At 44.4% G+C, this 17,652-nt stretch carries 15 protein-coding genes; 12 read left to right on the forward strand and 3 right to left on the reverse strand.

The genetic code is table 11. From position 1 onward, the window contains the following. Window positions 1–4: 4 nt before the first annotated feature. The gene (gene mutH / locus AC3D28_RS14140; protein WP_488536099.1) at window positions 5–685 is read right to left on the reverse strand and encodes a DNA mismatch repair endonuclease MutH; all 681 of its coding nucleotides are present in this window, start codon (window positions 683–685) and stop codon (window positions 5–7) included. Between the two features lie 619 nt (window positions 686–1,304). Here mutH and rppH point away from each other — a divergent pair. The 5 genes from rppH to AC3D28_RS14165 are packed head-to-tail and all read left to right on the forward strand — an operon-like array spanning window position 1,305 to window position 6,593. Beyond that, window positions 1,305–1,826, forward strand: coding sequence for an RNA pyrophosphohydrolase (rppH, locus tag AC3D28_RS14145; protein ID WP_098416479.1), 522 nt, complete (start codon window positions 1,305–1,307; stop codon window positions 1,824–1,826). Window positions 1,827–1,828: 2 nt separating this feature from the next. Beyond that, window positions 1,829–4,075 carry a phosphoenolpyruvate--protein phosphotransferase gene (gene ptsP / locus AC3D28_RS14150; RefSeq protein WP_098416478.1) on the forward strand — a complete coding sequence of 749 codons (2,247 nt, stop codon included), beginning with the start codon at window positions 1,829–1,831 and terminating at the stop codon, window positions 4,073–4,075. A 6-nt stretch (window positions 4,076–4,081) separates the two neighbouring features. Then, entirely contained in the window at window positions 4,082–4,873 is a 792-nt protein-coding gene (locus AC3D28_RS14155; protein WP_098416477.1) for a sulfite exporter TauE/SafE family protein, read from the forward strand. 37 nt (window positions 4,874–4,910) lie between these two features. Continuing rightward, entirely contained in the window at window positions 4,911–5,732 is an 822-nt protein-coding gene (lgt, locus tag AC3D28_RS14160; RefSeq protein WP_488535129.1) for a prolipoprotein diacylglyceryl transferase, read from the forward strand. A 9-nt stretch (window positions 5,733–5,741) separates the two neighbouring features. Continuing rightward, entirely contained in the window at window positions 5,742–6,593 is an 852-nt protein-coding gene (locus AC3D28_RS14165; RefSeq protein WP_488535130.1) for a thymidylate synthase, read from the forward strand. Between the two features lie 569 nt (window positions 6,594–7,162). On the opposite strand, the gene AC3D28_RS14170 is transcribed toward AC3D28_RS14165, so the two are convergent. After that, window positions 7,163–8,311: a Na/Pi symporter gene (locus AC3D28_RS14170; RefSeq protein ID WP_488535131.1), complete on the reverse strand. Its 1,149-nt coding sequence runs from the start codon at window positions 8,309–8,311 to the stop codon at window positions 7,163–7,165. Window positions 8,312–8,693: 382 nt separating this feature from the next. On the opposite strand from AC3D28_RS14170, the gene nhaR reads away from it, so the two are divergent. Continuing rightward, window positions 8,694–9,584 (forward strand): transcriptional activator NhaR, encoded by an 891-nt coding sequence (nhaR, locus tag AC3D28_RS14175; protein WP_098416473.1) that lies wholly within the window; start codon window positions 8,694–8,696, stop codon window positions 9,582–9,584. Window positions 9,585–9,864: 280 nt separating this feature from the next. Beyond that, window positions 9,865–10,167, forward strand: a complete 303-nt coding sequence (locus tag AC3D28_RS14180) for an ArsR/SmtB family transcription factor (RefSeq protein WP_098416472.1) — start codon at window positions 9,865–9,867, stop codon at window positions 10,165–10,167. Window positions 10,168–10,309: 142 nt separating this feature from the next. Here the strand turns inward: AC3D28_RS14180 and rpsT are convergent, their stop codons facing one another. Next, window positions 10,310–10,570 (reverse strand): 30S ribosomal protein S20, encoded by a 261-nt coding sequence (gene rpsT / locus AC3D28_RS14185; protein ID WP_098416471.1) that lies wholly within the window; start codon window positions 10,568–10,570, stop codon window positions 10,310–10,312. 293 nt (window positions 10,571–10,863) lie between these two features. Here rpsT and murJ point away from each other — a divergent pair, with 293 nt between their 5' ends. From murJ to fkpB, 5 genes are all read left to right on the forward strand, one after another. After that, the gene (gene murJ, locus AC3D28_RS14190) at window positions 10,864–12,426 is read left to right on the forward strand and encodes a murein biosynthesis integral membrane protein MurJ (protein ID WP_488535132.1); all 1,563 of its coding nucleotides are present in this window, start codon (window positions 10,864–10,866) and stop codon (window positions 12,424–12,426) included. A gap of 69 nt (window positions 12,427–12,495) precedes the next feature. Continuing rightward, window positions 12,496–13,431, forward strand: coding sequence for a bifunctional riboflavin kinase/FAD synthetase (gene ribF, locus AC3D28_RS14195; RefSeq protein WP_488535133.1), 936 nt, complete (start codon window positions 12,496–12,498; stop codon window positions 13,429–13,431). A 64-nt stretch (window positions 13,432–13,495) separates the two neighbouring features. Then, window positions 13,496–16,342 (forward strand): isoleucine--tRNA ligase, encoded by a 2,847-nt coding sequence (ileS, locus tag AC3D28_RS14200; protein WP_488535134.1) that lies wholly within the window; start codon window positions 13,496–13,498, stop codon window positions 16,340–16,342. 196 nt (window positions 16,343–16,538) lie between these two features. Beyond that, window positions 16,539–17,048, forward strand: coding sequence for a signal peptidase II (lspA, locus tag AC3D28_RS14205; protein ID WP_488535135.1), 510 nt, complete (start codon window positions 16,539–16,541; stop codon window positions 17,046–17,048). 156 nt (window positions 17,049–17,204) lie between these two features. Then, on the forward strand, window positions 17,205–17,636 hold the full coding sequence (gene fkpB, locus AC3D28_RS14210; RefSeq protein WP_488535136.1) for an FKBP-type peptidyl-prolyl cis-trans isomerase: 432 nt from the start codon (window positions 17,205–17,207) through the stop codon (window positions 17,634–17,636). Window positions 17,637–17,652: the final 16 nt, after the last annotated feature.

The raw sequence follows: 17,652 nt of genomic DNA on the forward strand, positions 1-17,652 counted from the left end.
ATCATTACTCCGACAGCGTATTGAGGTAATGTTTCAATAAAATTTTCTCTGTAAACTGTGTTCTGAGATAGAAACCACGAGGCAGAGTTTTTATCGGTTTACCATTCGAGCTATAAGCCTCGGTCAGCGCTTTCGCGTTAGCGGCTTTTGGGCGCAGGTGAAGCGCTTCGCCGAGTCTGGCTGAAATTTGATCAAACTTTCCGAGCACGATCATTTCCATTAACTCTTCCCAATCATTACGTAAGATATGCTCTTCTTCCTCATTAGGTGACCAAATTAACGGACTACCCACACGGCGCTTGGCGAGAGGAAGTTCTCGTTCTCCTTCTACGGGCACCCAAAGTACGCGTGAAAGTTTGTTTCTCACATGGCTGGTTTCCCATGTGAGTCCCTGTACGCCAGTGAGGGGGGCGACGCAAACAAAGGTGGTTTCCAAAGGTTTTCCTGTATAGCTGATGGGGATACTCTTCAGCTCAATTCCTAATTGAGAAAAATCTTGTTGAGGTTTACTTCCCGAAGGTGCACCTAGATGCCATTCAAGTAGTTGCCCCACCCAGCCTTTATCACGTTTTAAATTTTCAGGAACGTTCATACCAGCTTCGGTGGCCAGTTCCAAAAAACTGAGCCCTGCCATATTGTGAGCACGTTCGATGAGTTCTGCTTCTGTTTGTGGTTCAGGTTTCATAATGACAAGGTAATTTTTGGAAAACATCTAGTCTAACAAATTCCAACGAAATCCACTGCCCAAGATTTCATCGAGGTGAGTTAAGAATGATCAATTCATAACTTATCCACAGACTATGAAGAATCCGATGAGATTTTGAGTGAGTCTGGATGAATAAACAGGGGGAAAAATGAGGTTTTAGGCTTGATATTATGAGAATAGCATAAATAACGATAAGGCAGTGTGGATAAACACCTTGATGATGGATCTTTAACCGATCTGTAAGTGGTGAAAAGATCGTCAAAACAAAAAAGATTAATTAATGGTTCTTTTTTGTTTTAAATTGTTGTTTTTAATATTGTTAATTTATTTTGTTTTTATGTTTTACAAATTGTCTTGCCATGGTTTTTGAACAAGATTTCTCAGTTAGATTGAATTCTTCACAAAGTTATTCACAGAAAAGGTGAATAAATGTGGTCCATGTCTCAATCTTGTGTTGATAACGACGGGGTGGGTTAAAATACCTCCATAAATGCTGGAAAGGTAATAAATCTTGCTCATATCACATCAGTAAGTTTGCTAGTAATGGGGATATGTGGAAAAATCACAGTAATAAAAAATTATTCATAGAGGTTAGCCAGTGATAGATGGCGATGGTTACCGACTTAATGTTGGTATTGTGATATGTAATAACCATGGTCAGGTCTTCTGGGCTAAACGATACGGGCAACACTCATGGCAATTTCCACAAGGTGGAATTGACGAAGGTGAGACACCTGAACAGGCCATGTTCAGGGAGTTATATGAAGAAGTCGGTTTAACGAAAAAAGACGTTAAGATCATTGCAACAAGTCGTCATTGGTTAAGATATAAACTACCAAAACGATTGGTGCGTTGGGACTCCAAGCCTGTTTGTATCGGCCAAAAACAGAAATGGTTTCTGCTGCGATTGGAATGCGATGAATCATGCATCAACATGCAACGCGGGAAATCCCCTGAATTTGATGGTTGGCGCTGGGTGAGCTATTGGTATCCAGTTAGGCAAGTTGTTTCTTTCAAGCGAGACGTGTATCGACGAGCAATGAAAGAGTTTGCATCTTTAGCCATGCCTTTTCGCGAGAGAAAAACGAAAGGGAAAAGAAAAAAACAGCGTAGAGGATAGTCATGCTTAGTCAGCTAAGGGAAATAGTTGAGAAAGTCTCCAGAGTCGATGATGTGCATCTCGCACTCGATATATTGGTTAAAGAGACTTGTGCTGCCCTTCGCACTGAGTGTTGTACTATCTACCTTGCTAATGAAGAAATGCAGCGCCTTGAGTTAATGGCAACTCAAGGCCTTATTTTTGAAGGCGATAGTATTCATATCAACTTCAATGAAGGGCTAGTAGGGTTGGTTAAGCGCAGTGCGGAACCGTTAAACCTCGCAGAAGCTTCCACCCATCCCGAGTTTAAATTATTACCTCTGCTCGGTGAGCAGGTTTATCACTCTTTCCTTGCCACTCCTATTATCCATCGCAAACAAGTGCTAGGTGTGTTGGTTATTCAACAAAAAACACCGCGTTTGTTTAGCGAGATAGAAGAGTCATTTCTTGTGACCTTATCCGCACAATTAGCGGTTTTAATTGCTCATGCACAAAATCTTGGTCACTGGCAATTGACATCTAAGCCTACCGTTATTAAAGGGTTGCCAACCTCTACCGGGGTAGCGATAGGTGAATTTTGGTTTGATAACACGCAACCTAAACTATCGGATGTTTTTCCATCCTCGACTTTAGATAAAGATCGCGAACACGAACTCTTGCTGGTGGCAATAGAGCGAGCGTTGAATGACTTTCGTCGAATGCGAAAGAAGCTTGATAGTGAGATTAATAAAGACGCGCTCGCGATCTTTGATTTGTTTACTCACTTGCTCAATGATCCTATGTTGCGTGGTGATTTGAAAAAGCAAATTGAAAAAGGAGACAGGGCTGACTGGGCATTACGTCAAGTCGTCGAAAAATACTCTAACCGATTTGCTCGAATGTCTGACGTTTATATGCGTGAGCGAGCACAAGATGTAAGAGAGTTAGGCCAAAGGCTGCTGTATTTCCTGCATAACAGTGAGCAAGAAAATGCAGCGATTGATCGCCCAATCATCTTAGTGGCGAATGAGCTAACCGCAACGTTATTGGCCTCTGTCCCTAAAGAATATCTGTTGGCGGTGGTTTCACTCGAAGGGGGAGTCAATTCCCACGCGGCGATTCTTTCTCGTGCACTTGGTGTGACCGCAGTGATGGGGGCAAACATCAACATTGAAGTCGTCAATGGTAAGTTGGGGATTGTTGATGGGTATACGGGTGAGATTTTCCTTGAGCCAAATCGTCAATTACTCAGGGAGTACCGCAGTTTAGTTAGCGAAGAGTCTGAACTGTTCGCGATGGTCAATAAGGATCTCGCGTTACCAGCGGTGACCGAAGATAATCACCATGTTGAAGTGATGCTCAATGCGGGCCTGAGTGCAGATAGTAACATTGCCATCAACACGGGGGTTGATGGTGTTGGTTTATACCGAACGGAAATCGCATTTTTACTTCAACATCACTTTCCCTCCGAAGATGAGCAGTATCATCAGTATCGTGCAATACTCAACTGCTACGCTAATCAGAAAGTGGTAATGCGTACGTTGGATGTGGGGGGGGATAAGCCACTACCGTATCTACCAATAGAAGAAGACAATCCATTTTTAGGCTGGCGTGGTATTCGCTTTACGCTGGATCACCCTGACATCTTTCTGATCCAGTTACGTGCGATGTTAAGAGCGAGTGCGGAAAGCGGTAACTTAAGTATTTTGTTGCCGATGGTCTCCGGCGTGAAAGAGTTGGATGATGCGATTCGCTTGATTAACCAAGCATACAGTGAAACCGTATTATTGGATGAACGCATTCTATTACCAAAAGTTGGTGTGATGATAGAAGTGCCATCAATGGTGTATTTACTGCCGATGATTGCACACCGTGTTGATTTTGTTTCGGTGGGTACGAATGATTTAACCCAATATTTATTAGCGGTTGATAGGAACAATTCCCGTGTTGCCGATGTCTATGAATCCATGCACCCTGCGGTACTATTGGCACTAAAGCAGATTTATGATGTATGTGATAAATATCATGTACCTGTGTGCATTTGTGGTGAGTTGGCAGGGGATCCATTTGGTGCATTGCTGTTGCTTGGGTTAGGTTATACCTGTCTGAGCATGAACACCTCGAACGTGGCTAAGGTGAAGTATTTAATTCGCCATAGCCAACAAGAAGAATTAAAAAAACTCGCGGAGCAAGCGATGACGAAGTCATACGGGGAGGATATCCATCAAATGATGCATGATTTCTTTATCCAACAAGGCTTTGCTGGCTTTATCCGCGCAGGTAAAAAGTAGGAAATCGTGACCGTCTCTTTATTTTTATTATTGCTGGTGCTGGGCGCTTTTGTGGGTGTGATGGCGGGGCTACTCGGTATTGGCGGCGGTCTGATTGTCGTACCCGCGTTATTGTACCTGCTTCCTCTCGCTGGGATTTCCGCCGAAATGAGTATGCATATGGCTTTGGCGACTTCTCTTGCCAGTATCATTGTCACATCAGGATCATCGGCGCTGAATCATCTCAAGCTTGGGAATGTCGACCTGTTCGTTGTTAAGTGGTTGATGCCTGGCGTCGTGATTGGCGGCTTTGTTGGGGCCAACATTGCTGAATGGATCCCAACGCATTACTTGCCGAAAGTCTTCGGTGTGATTGTGCTCTACCTTGCGGTACAAATGTTCCGTTCTATCCGAGTCACTCGTAGTAAACCAATGCCCAGTAGCCCGGTGACCATGATGTATGGAACGGGAATTGGTGTTGTTTCAAGTCTTGCTGGTATTGGTGGTGGCTCACTGTCAGTCCCTTTTCTAAACAAGCACGGTATAGAAATGCGCAAAGCGGTGGGGTCGTCCTCGGTTTGTGGTTGTGTGATTGCCATTTCTGGTATGATTGGTTTTATCTTACATGGCTACAACGTTGAAGGGTTACCAGCGTACAGTATTGGCTATGTCTATCTTCCCGCTTTGCTCGCCATTGCCATGACATCCATGCTGACAACAAGCGTGGGGGCGAAGTTGGCAACAGCCCTTCCTACTGCGGTATTAAAAAAGATATTCGCGGTATTCTTGATGTTTGTTGCAGCGACCATGCTGCTCTAAGTCCATCCTTTTATTTGTCATAAGAAGAGAATGATTTATGTCTCAGGGATACATTGAATTTCCCAATATTGATCCGGTTTTAATTGCTATTGGTCCTGTTTCAATTCGCTGGTACGGCTTGATGTACCTAGTTGGTTTCCTATTCGCCTTATGGTTGGCGAACCGCCGTGCAGATAAACCTAGTAGTGGCTGGACGCGAGAGCAAGTATCAGATTTACTGTTTGCAGGCTTCCTTGGGGTTGTGTTCGGTGGTCGTGTCGGCTACGTGATGTTCTACAATTTTGAACTCTTCCTAGCGGAGCCATTGTATCTGTTTAAAGTCTGGACTGGTGGTATGTCATTCCATGGTGGTTTGCTCGGGGTGATGACTGCCATGTTCTGGTATGCTCATAAAAACGGTCGGACTTTCTTTGGTGTGGCTGACTTCATCGCTCCGCTTGTGCCATTTGGTTTAGGAATGGGACGATTGGGCAATTTCATGAATAGTGAGTTGTGGGGGCGTGTCACAGATGTGCCTTGGGCGGTTATCTTCCCGAATGGCGGACCTCTTCCGCGTCACCCATCGCAATTGTATGAAATGGCATTAGAAGGCATTGTTCTGTTCTTCATCTTAAACTGGTTTATTAAAAAGCCGCGTCCTCTTGGTTCAGTTTCAGGACTTTTCCTTGCGGGTTACGGAACATTCCGTTTCCTAGTAGAATACGTACGCGAACCAGACGCTCACTTAGGTTTATTCGGTGGCTTTATCTCCATGGGACAAATTTTGTCACTGCCAATGGTGCTTATCGGTATTCTAATGATGGTGTGGGCATACAAACGTGGTCACTATAAAGACGACTTACCACAAAAGACGAAGTAAGGTATTGGTGTGAAACAGTATTTAGATTTGTGTCAGCGCATCGTTGACCAAGGTGTTTGGGTTGACAATGAACGGACGGGTAAGCGTTGTCTGACCGTGATTAACGCGGATTTAACCTATGATGTTGCGAACAATCAATTCCCATTGGTCACCACACGAAAAAGCTTTTGGAAAGCAGCGGTTGCTGAGTTACTAGGTTATATTCGCGGTTATGATAACGCAGCAGATTTCCGTCACTTGGGCGCCAAAACTTGGGATGCAAACGCAAACCTGAATGATGCTTGGTTAAACAATCCATACCGTAAAGGTGAGGATGATATGGGGCGTGTCTACGGCGTTCAGGGTCGTGCATGGGCGAAACCCGATGGAGGTTGTATTGATCAACTGCGTAAAATAGTCGATGACTTAAGTCAAGGCGTTGATGACCGTGGTGAGATCCTTAACTTCTACAACCCTGGTGAGTTTCATATGGGGTGTTTGCGTCCTTGTATGTACAGTCATCATTTTTCCCTACTGGGTGATACGCTGTACTTAAATAGCACGCAGCGCTCATGCGATGTCCCGCTAGGGCTGAACTTCAATATGGTTCAAGTCTACGTGTTCTTGGCTATCATGGCACAGATTACGGGTAAGAAGCCGGGGCAAGCATTCCACAAGATTGTTAATGCGCACATTTACGAAGATCAACTTGAATTAATGCGTGATGTTCAACTCAAGCGTGACCCTTTAAAAGCTGCAACGTTCCACATCAACCCAGAAATTACATCATTAGAAGACTTAGAAACTTGGGTCACATTGGATGATTTTTGGGTGGAAGGATATGAGCATCATGAGCTCATTCGCTACCCATTCTCAGTGTAGTCGCACTTGCTGCCAATTAAAAAAAGCTCCAAATGGAGCTTTTTTAGATCATGACTTTAGTACATTGACAATATAGCGGCGAATCGGGTTGGTTTGTGTTGACGCAAACAATGCAGAGCTGATGAACTTAGATGGGGTTAAAATTCCTCTACTCACTAAAGAACGAATCAAATCGAAGTCTTTTAGTTCGTTTTCCCGCACAGTAGCAATCAAAATCGTCTCTTAGTTGAACGTTGTGAGTCGATGCTTTTCATCTTATGGTGCGCCAGCGCCTCTAGTTTATCAGTCGTTTCCTTTCTTGCGCACAATGAAGAGGATTTACGCTGCTAAGAATATCAATATCAGCCACCAATTGAGTTAGGTTTTCGTCTAGTACTACTATAATAGCTGGCGAGAAATAGCGACATTAGTTTGCGCCATATGATCAACTCCGAGGTAAGGTTAATCCATTATGAGTGAGGTTGTTATGGTACAAATGATCATCAGCTTACCTGCTGGACAGCATCTATTGATAAAAAAAGGCTCCACATTGTGGAGCCTAAATAATAAGCGATGGTATGTTGCTATTGCTATGTTGTCAGAGCAAGAATTGCACCTGGCAAAATAATGAACACTGACATCAAATAGCCACCGACCACAGCTTTATTCTTGGTGGCCATTTCAGAAATCATCTCAGCGCCTTTCATTGGAATTTCACGTAAGAACGGAATACCAAAGATCAATAACGTTGCCATGACGTTGAATGCTAAGTGCACCAGTGCAATTTGCAGTGCGAAGACCGCAAACTCACCAGACACTGCTGTCGCTGCCAATAGAGCGGTAATACAAGTACCGATGTTCGAACCTAGCGTGAATGGATAAATATCACGGACTTTCAACACGCCTGTACCAACTAATGGCACCATTAAGCTCGTGGTGGTTGATGAAGATTGCACCAACACCGTGACGATAGAGCCTGATACGATGCCATGGATAGGACCGCGGCCAATCGCGTTCTTCAAGATCTCACGTGCACGACCTACCATTAGGCTTTTCATTAACTTACCCATGACGGTAATCGCAACGAAGATAGTCGCAATACCAAGGACGATAAGCGCAATACCTCCGACGGTGTCACCGAATGCTGAAAGTGGTTCTTTAATCGCACTAACAACGGGCTTAGTCATTGGTTTAATAAAATTGAAGCCTTTGATGCTCATATCACCGGTAGCAAGTAGTGGTGACACAAGCCAGTGAGAAATCTTCTCTAAAATGCCGAACATCATTTCCAACGGCAGGAAAATAACGACCGCAAGTAAGTTGAAGAAATCGTGAATAGTTGCACTAGCGAATGCTCGCTTAAACTCTTCTTTACAACGAACATGGCCAAGAGAAACGAGCGTATTAGTCACTGTTGTTCCAATATTGGCACCCATTATCATTGGAATCGCAGTTTCTACCGGTAGACCACCAGCCACTAGACCGACAATGATAGACGTCACGGTACTTGAGGATTGGATTAGGGCTGTCGCTACCAAGCCGATCATAAGACCTGCGACTGGGTGAGATGCAAACTCAAATAGCACTTTAGCTTGATCGCCAGTTGCCCATTTGAAGCCACTACCAACCATAGACACTGCTAGAAGAAGTAGATACAACATGAATGCCAAGTTAGCCCAGCGTAACCAACGAGTCGTGCTCGAAATTGGAACCACTGTTGAAGTAGCTTGGTTCATCATAATTTTCTCCGTTGACCTTTCAGTTCATTTTCGGTCTGTAGTTGAAATTGTGGCTGATGTTAGAGAACAAATATTTCAGTAATATGACAGATTCATTGCTATGTGAGATTTTTATTGTTCTTTTTAATAGTGAGGAAAGCTATGTTGTCTTTTTTGATTTAAATTATTGAAATATAAAGAGATAACACTAGGTTGTGTTAGTGGTTTTTTGTATTCAACCTAGAAGAAAAATGTATGTAGGTGCAACTTTTATGACAAGGTTGATTTTTAGATTTCGGTAAAACTAAGACTTATGATGGGTATTGTATGGTTTTGTCGAGTTTATTGTTTGTTTCTGACGTATTTGGTATAAAAGCATCACCTTATTTTCGGGATGTTGAGCATGTCACATCTAAACTATAACCACCTTTATTACTTTTGGATGGTATGTAAACAGGGCTCGGTAACGAAAGCAGCAGACGCGCTTTTTTTGACTCCACAAACAGTGACAGGGCAAATCAAGGCACTTGAAGAGCGAATGAAGGGGAAGTTAACCAAGCGCAATGGACGTACTGTTGAACCGACAGAGTTAGGGCAATTGGTGTTCAAGTACGCCGACCGGATGTTTGGCTTGAGTTATGAGATGTTAGATATCGTGAATTACAGCCAACATTCGAACATTTTGTTTGAGGTTGGTGTGGCTGATGCGTTATCAAAGCGCTTGGTCAGCAAGGTACTCATGACCACGGTTCCTGAAGACAGCAGTATTCACCTGCGTTGTTTTGAGTCGACACACGAGCTTCTACTTGAGCGACTTTCCCAGCATAAGTTGGATATGATTTTGTCGGATTGTCCAGTCGACTCGACACAAAGCCCAGGACTATATAGTAAAAAGTTAGGCGAAAGTAGCATGAGCTTCTTCGCTTCTTCTGAAATTGACGGAGTACGATTTCCTGAAATATTAGAAGAGAAAAAACTTTTGATTCCCGCGAGCCGAACAGCAATGGGACGCAAGGTTATTCAGTGGTTTGACCGTCAAGGTCTCCAACCCAATCTGCTGGGCGAGTTTGATGATGTGGCTTTAATGAAAGCCTTTGCACGATATCACGATGACGTCATTTTTTTAGCGCCGACAGTATATATGTCTGAAATTGAAGACGACCGTAATTTACAGCTCATTGGTCACGTGGACGGTTTAAAGGAAGAGTACTACGTCATTTTTGCTGAGCGAATGATCCAACATCCGGCGGTAAAAAACGTTTGTGATGCTGACTTCCGGCAAATGTTTGAGTAAATACATACCGTTGCGCAAGTAAATAGATTATTATCGATAAAAATATAAATGATGCCTTAAGTAACTCAAGGTACTTAGCTTAGTGAGTCAGTTTGGTTGAGCGATTACGCACAGACTAATATGACTGAGGCTGAGCTTGCATATTCGTTTAAGACTAAATTAAGTTTCTAAGCATGGAAGTTCTGGATATGTATCCTGAGCTTCTTAGAGGTATCAACCAATGCAACACAACGAGCTGCTCAGGGTTGGAAGAAGTAAGTTGTAGCTAGAGGTCCAACACATGAACCTACAAGATATGGAGAAGAACTCCGCAAAAGCCGTCGTGTTGCTCAAAGCGATGGCAAACGAAAGACGCCTACAAATTCTCTGCATGCTGCATAATCAAGAGCTATCCGTTGGGGAGCTGTGTGCAAAACTAAAGTTGAGTCAGTCGGCATTATCTCAACACCTAGCTTGGCTTCGTCGTGACGAATTAGTGACAACAAGAAAAGAAGCACAAACGGTGTACTACACGCTAAAGAGTGATGAGGTGAAAGCGCTAATCAAAACACTCCATAGTCTCTACTGTGCAGATGAGACTTAAGTAAAAGAGGTCAGTGCATTTAGACGGGAATAGTAGACAAAAGAAAAGCTGGCACTGCCAGCTTTTTTTTATTATGAAAGCTTTAAATATAAAAAAACCGACTTTACGTCGGTTTTTTCTTCACCGAAAAATCAGAACTCTATTAAAGAGCTTTGATTTGTGCAGCGAAGCGAGACTTATGGCGAGATGCTTTATTCTTGTGAATAAGGCCTTTAGTTGCCATGCGGTCTAGGATAGGTGTAACTGCAGCAAATGCAGCAGTTGCAGCTTCTTTGTCGCCTGCTTCGATAGCAGCAACAGTTTTCTTCATGTAAGTACGCATCATTGAGCGACGACTAGCGTTGTGCTGACGACGTTTCTCAGCTTGGATAGCGCGCTTCTTAGCAGATTTACTATTTGCCAAGGGTCTAACTCCCAAAAACTTAGTTCTGTGACAATTTAAGGGCGAGGAATATCCCTCATTTGCGCTTAAATGTCAAATGATTTGTGCAAAAACCGATCTGAGCCAAACAAACTTTGGTAAGAGCGGTTATCGCGGTTAAGATGGCGTGGATTCTAACAGCATTTTTATACCAATGCTAATAATTATCCGCTTAGAATTAACAATAGGTGGATATATTTTTGACGTCTATATACAGCACCTGCGAGCTTAGCTGTATAGGGTTCGCTGTCTTATCGTAATATTCCGAGGTTACTGTGAGTAAACGACTACTCAAGTCAGGCATGATCGTCAGTGCTATGACATTTATTTCCCGCGTTCTAGGCCTAGTTCGTGATGTTGTAGTGGCAAATTTGATGGGGGCAGGAGCAAGTGCAGACGTCTTTTTCTTTGCCAATAAAATTCCTAACTTCTTACGACGTCTGTTTGCCGAAGGCGCTTTTTCTCAAGCCTTTGTGCCGGTTTTAACCGAAAGTCATGCGCAAGGTGACATGGACAAAACTCGGGAATTGATTGCCCGAGCGGCAGGGACTCTCGGTGTCATTGTCTCGGTCGTCACTTTATTTGGTGTCTTAGGCTCTGGCGTGGTAACCGCACTGTTTGGTTTTGGTTGGTTCTTAGACTGGATGCATGGTGGACCTGCTGCGGAAAAGTTTGAGCTCGCCAGTATGATGCTCAAAATTACGTTCCCTTACCTATGGTTTATCACCTTTGTTGCGCTTTCTGGTGCAATTCTCAACACCCTTGGTAAGTTCGTGGTCTCTTCTTTTACGCCAGTGTTTTTAAACGTGATGATTATTCTGGCGGCTCTGTTTATTTCACCGCAAATGGCAAAGCCTGAGCTTGGGCTTGCGGTCGGCGTCTTTTTGGGTGGTTTGGTGCAGTTTTTATTCCAAATCCCTTTTCTTATTAAAGCGGGCGTGATGGTCAAGCCTAAATGGGGCTGGCGTGAGCCGGGTGTGGTGAAAATCCGTACTTTGATGATTCCTGCTCTATTCGGCGTCTCCGTCAGCCAGATTAATCTGTTGCTGGATACCTTTATTGCCAGCTTCCTGCAAACTGGGTCGATCAGCTGGCTTTATTATTCAGACCGGCTCTTGGAGTTTCCTTTGGGTTTGTTTGGTATTGCGATTGCGACGGTTATTTTGCCAGCGCTTTCACGCAAACACGTTGATGCACACAATGAAGGCTTTGCTCATACTATGGACTGGGGCATACGCATGGTCACATTGCTCGGTATTCCTGCCATGCTGGGCCTCATGGTATTGGCAAAACCAATGTTGATGGTGCTGTTCATGCGCGGTGAGTTTTCTCCTCAAGATGTTCATCAAGCTTCATTATCATTATTTGCCTATGCATCTGGCTTGTTGAACTTTATGTTAATTAAGGTGTTAGCTCCTGGTTATTACTCGCGTCAAGATACCAAAACGCCAGTGAAATACGGCATTATTGCAATGGTGACGAACATGGTATTTAACGCCATTTTGGCCTATTTCTATGGTTACGTTGGTTTGGCTATTGCGACGGCATTGTCGGCATTCGTCAATATGGTTTTGTTGTATCGTGGTCTGCATTTGTCTGGTGTGTATCAGATCACCAAGAGAACGGCTTTCTTTTTTATGCGTTTGATTATCGCTGGGGGGGCGATGGTTTCGACCATCTTATGGCAGTTAGAGGATATGTCCGTTTGGCTGGAATGGACCTTTACTCAACGCAGCGGCGTGCTCGGGATGCTGATCGCGCTAGGTGCTGTCGTTTACTTTTCGATTGCGTTTTTACTGGGTGTGCGCTTAAAAGACCTAAAAGCTGGGACAGAGTAAGGGGGATTGGTATATAATCCGTCAGTTTCACACAGTGCAAAGTAAAACAGAGGCAGAAAGCAGTACCCAATGGAACTGATTAGAGGCATTCACAATATCACACCACGCCACCATGGTTGCGTGCTGACTATTGGCAATTTTGATGGCGTGCATCAAGGCCATCTGCAAGTATTGCAACAAGTCTCAGAGCAAGGGAAGAGGCTTTCGTTACCTTCGGTTGTGATGACCTTTGAGCCTCAGCCGATGGAGCTGTTTGCGAAAGACAAGGCGCCAGCACGGCTAACACGATTACGTGATAAGTTTGTACAATTGAGTAAGCTCGATATTAATCGTCTGCTGTGCGTTAATTTTAATCGTCATTTTGCCAGTCTGACGGCGGAAGAGTTTATCCGTGACTTGTTGGTCGAGCGTTTGGGTGTTAAGTTTCTTGTCGTTGGTGATGATTTCTGCTTTGGTAAAGGCCGAACTGGTAACTTTGCGATGTTGCAGGAAGCTGGGGGAAAATACGGCTTTGAAGTTGTGAGTACCCAAAGCTTTTGTTTACAAAAATCACGAGTCAGTAGTACGGCTATTCGCGAAGCATTGGCTCGTGATGATTTGCATTCCGCACAACAAATGCTGGGAAGAAATTACAGCATCAGCGGTCGTGTTTCTCACGGAAGAAAACTGGGAAGAACGATTGGTTTTCCTACTGCAAACCTTCCTTTGAAACGCTGTGTTTCTCCGGTTTCCGGAGTCTATGTAGTTCAAGCGCTTGGCTTAGGAAATGAGCCTGTCGGTGGTGTTGCTAATATTGGCCAAAGGCCGACTGTCAATGGTGTTCGCCAGCAGTTAGAAGTGCACTTATTCGACTTTCATGCCAATTTGTATGGCAAGCAACTAGAAGTGGAACTTTTGCACAAACTTCGAGATGAGCAAAAGTTTGAGTCGTTTGAAGCACTTAAACAACAAATCGAATTGGATGCTGAAGCAGCAAGGGTGTGGTTGCGTCAGCTTAAGCGTTGAGCGGTTTATTCCACCGCTGAACATAATGTCTAATTTTCGCCCAATATAACGGAATTAAGAATCGATGAGTGAGTATAAAGATACCCTGAATTTACCTGAAACAGGGTTTCCAATGCGCGGTAATCTGGCCAATCGTGAGCCAGAAATGCTTAAGCGTTGGTACAAAGAAGATCTTTACGGTGAAATCCGTAAAGCAAAAAAAGGTAAAAAGCCATTCGTATTGCACGATGGCCCTCCTTACGCAAATGGTGACATTCATATTGGTCACGCACTAAACAAGATTCTTAAAGACATTATAATTAAATCCAAAACACTTTCAGGTTTTGACGCACCTTACATCCCAGGTTGGGATTGTCACGGGCTACCTATCGAGTTGATGGTAGAAAAGAAGGTTGGCAAACCAGGCCAAAAAGTGACAGCGGCTGAATTCCGCGAAAAATGTCGTCAGTACGCCGCTGGTCAAGTTGAAGGTCAAAAAGAGAGCTTCAAGCGTCTTGGCATTATGGGAGAGTGGGACAAGCCATACCGTACAATGGATTTTGATACGGAAGCGAACATCATCCGTGCGCTTGGTAAAATCGCGAGCAACGGCCACCTGCTAAAAGGTTTCAAACCTGTTCACTGGTGTACGGATTGTGGCTCAGCGCTGGCTGAAGCAGAAGTGGAATACAAAGACAAAGTATCGCCATCTATCGATGTACGCTTTAAGGCTGCGGACGAAGCTGCGCTTCTGTCTAAGTTTGAGCTGACTGAAGGTCATGAAGGTAAAGGCGATATCTCTATTGTCATCTGGACAACAACACCTTGGACGCTTCCTGCGAACCGTGCTGTGTGTCTACGTGATGACCTTGAGTATGTACTTATCCAAGTTGAAGGCGAGCAACCTGAGCGTATTATTGTTGCGGCTGAGCTGGCGAAAGACGTTATGGACCGCGCAGGTATCGAGCACTTCCATAACCTTGGTTTTGCCAAAGGCGCGGATCTAGAGCTTTCTCAGTTCCAACACCCATTCTACGATTTTACCGTACCGGCGATCCTAGGCGATCACGTAACCACGGATTCAGGTACTGGTGTGGTTCACACAGCACCTGGCCACGGTCAAGAAGACTTCGCCGTTGGTCAAAAATACAACCTAGAAGTGGCGAACCCAGTTGGTTCAAACGGTGTTTACCTACCGGACACTGAGCTATTCGCTGGTCAGCACGTATTCAAAGCGAACAATGCGGTTGTAGAAACGCTAAAAGAAAAAGGCGCACTACTGCATCACCACGCTTACGAGCACAGCTACCCACACTGTTGGCGTCATAAGACTCCAATCATCTTCCGCGCAACACCGCAGTGGTTTGTATCCATGGACCAAGCGGGTCTGCGTGCCAAAGCACTAGAAGCTATCAAAGGTGTTCAGTGGATGCCGGAGTGGGGTCAAAGCCGTATCGAAGGTATGATCGAAGGTCGCCCAGAGTGGTGTGTCTCTCGTCAACGTACTTGGGGTGTGCCAATCGCTCTGTTTGTTCATAAAGAAACATCAGAACTTCATCCAAACACACTAGAACTGATTGAAAAAGTCGCGAAGTTGGTTGAAGAGAAAGGCATTCAAGCATGGTGGGATGTCGATGCCGCTGAGCTACTCGGTGCTGACGCAGACCAGTACGAAAAAGTACTCGATACGTTAGACGTATGGTTCGACTCAGGTGTCACGCACTTCTCTGTTGTTGATGCTCGTGAAGAGTACCAATTTGATGGTGAAGAAAGGGGCTACAGCGCTGACCTATACCTAGAGGGATCTGACCAACACCGTGGTTGGTTCCAGTCATCTCTCATTTCATCTATCGCAATGAAAGATGTGGCACCTTATAAGCAAGTTCTTACTCATGGTTTCGTTGTTGACGGTCACGGCCGTAAGATGTCGAAATCTATTGGTAACGTCGTCGCGCCAAAAGATGTCACTAATAAACTTGGTGCCGATATCTTGCGCCTATGGGTTGCATCAACTGACTATACGGGTGAAGTTGCCGTTTCTGATGAAATCCTAAAACGCAGCGCTGATGCATACCGTCGTATTCGTAACACTTCTCGTTTCTTCCTAGCAAACCTAAATGGTTTTAACCCTGAAACAGACATGGTTCCAGCGGAAGAAATGGTTGCTCTGGACCGCTGGGCAGTAGGGCGTGCACTGGCAGCGCAAGAAGAAATTATCAAAGCATACGAAGAGTACAACACGCATGCAGTAATGCAGCGTCTAATGCACTTCTGTTCTATCGAAATGGGCTCTTTTTACCTAGACGTGATTAAAGACCGTCAGTACACAGCAAAACGTGGCGGCAACGCTCAACGTAGTTGTCAGACTGCGCTTTACTACATTGTTGAAGCGCTTGTTCGTTGGATGGCACCTATTATGTCATTTACCGCAGATGAGATCTGGAACGAAATGCCAGGCAAGCGTGACAAGTTTGTATTCAGTGGTGAATGGTATCAAGGTTTGTTTGGTCTAACCGAAGGCGAAGAGCTTAATAACGAGTTCTGGGCAGAGATTCAGAAAGTTCGTGGTGCAGTGAACAAACTGCTAGAAGCGGCACGAGCTGAGAAGACTATCGGTGGTGCGCTACAAGCTGAGATAACGCTCTTTGCCGATGAGCCGCTATCTGCGAAAATCAACCAGCTAGAAGATGAACTACGTTTCGTATTGATCACGTCTGCGGCGACAGTGAAACCGTTAAGCGAGAAAACTGATACAGCACAAGCGACTGATATTGATGGTTTGTTCGTTGAAGTTGCTGCAGCAGAAGGCGAGAAGTGTGACCGTTGTTGGCACCACACGGCAGACGTAGGCACAATCGAAGGTCACGAGAAGATCTGTGGTCGTTGTGTATCTAACGTTGATGGTGAAGGTGAAGTTCGTAAGTTCGCGTAAATACTCGTCATTCTTGGCTCTGTAGCTTTGTTGACTTCATTTACCAACTCCATCACATAGCCCACTAGGCTCAGGAGCTTGGTAAATTCGTCGCCGTGCTACAGCGCCAATCATTTAGAGTATTAGTTTCTTGTTCTGGAACTTTTTATTAATTCAACAGCCCCAGTAATTACTGGGGCTGTTTGTAGGTAAAGTAATGAGTGAAAAAACACTGTCTTTAAAACACTCGGGTGTGCGCTGGTTGTGGCTGGCGATTGTAATTTTCTTGGCTGATATCGGCATTAAGTTTGTTGTGATGAACAACATGGGTTATGGCTGGGCAAACCGCATTGAAATTTTGCCATTCTTTAATCTTTTGTACGTACATAACTATGGTGCCGCTTTTAGCTTTTTGAGTGATCAAGCGGGCTGGCAGCGTTGGTTATTTACCGGTATTGCTTTTATCGTTACGGGTCTTTTGACTTACTGGATGAGTAAACTACCAGCGAAAGAGAAATGGAATAATATTGCTTATGCCATGATCATTGGTGGCGCAGTAGGCAACGTATTCGACCGTGTGATACACGGTTTTGTCGTGGATTATTTGGACTTTTTCTGGGGTAATTATCACTGGCCAGCATTCAACCTTGCAGACATGGCTATTTGTATTGGTGCTGCGATGATTATTGTTGACGGCTTTCGAAAGAAAGACGAGGCGAAAGCCTAAGTCGTGGCAGTGTATATTGTGAAAAGTTGAATAACCCTAAGCGTCGCCCGTTGATTCGAGCGACGCTTTTTATTATGTTGGAGCGCCAATCAGCATATCAATGTATAAAAAGACCAAGCTGACAGCGTAATAACCCCAGAACAAGGAAGCAGTAACGTGACAACAATAACCAATGAATCTGTAGTAACCCTTCACTTTACGATTAAGATGAAAGACGGATCGGTTGCGGATAGTACTCATAATATGGGTAAACCAGCGAAATTTGTTATGGGTGATGGCAGCTTGAGTGAAAACTTTGAGCAGTGCTTGATAGGCCTAGAAACAGGCGCACAAAAAGCGATTGAGCTAAAAGCAGAAGACGCGTTTGGCATGCCAAACCCAGACCATGTACACCATATGGAACGCACTAAATTTGTAGGTGATGCAGAAGTAGAAGTGGGCACAATCATGGCTTTCAGTGGCCCTGATGGCATGGAAATCCCGGGCATCATCACTGAGATTGCTGGCGATTCAGTTACAGTGGACTTCAACCATCCTCTAGCGGGACAAGACGTGACTTTCGAAGTTGAAATTTTGTCAGTAGAATAGCGAACCCAATAAAGAT

It is taken from the genome of Vibrio sp. TAP-3B (assembly GCF_057784735.1).

Bases quoted from the DNA above. Each gene is read 5' to 3' on its own strand.
- nhaR (WP_098416473.1), top strand. From the start codon at position 8,694: ATGTCACATCTAAACTATAACCACCTTTATTACTTTTGGATGGTATGT.
- AC3D28_RS14180 (WP_098416472.1), top strand. From the start codon at position 9,865: ATGAACCTACAAGATATGGAGAAGAACTCCGCAAAAGCCGTCGTGTTG.
- mutH (WP_488536099.1), bottom strand. From the start codon at position 685: ATGAAACCTGAACCACAAACAGAAGCAGAACTCATCGAACGTGCTCAC.
- ileS (WP_488535134.1), top strand. From the start codon at position 13,496: ATGAGTGAGTATAAAGATACCCTGAATTTACCTGAAACAGGGTTTCCA.
- lspA (WP_488535135.1), top strand. From the start codon at position 16,539: ATGAGTGAAAAAACACTGTCTTTAAAACACTCGGGTGTGCGCTGGTTG.
- AC3D28_RS14170 (WP_488535131.1), bottom strand. From the start codon at position 8,311: ATGATGAACCAAGCTACTTCAACAGTGGTTCCAATTTCGAGCACGACT.
- ptsP (WP_098416478.1), top strand. From the start codon at position 1,829: ATGCTTAGTCAGCTAAGGGAAATAGTTGAGAAAGTCTCCAGAGTCGAT.
- lgt (WP_488535129.1), top strand. From the start codon at position 4,911: ATGTCTCAGGGATACATTGAATTTCCCAATATTGATCCGGTTTTAATT.
- ribF (WP_488535133.1), top strand. From the start codon at position 12,496: ATGGAACTGATTAGAGGCATTCACAATATCACACCACGCCACCATGGT.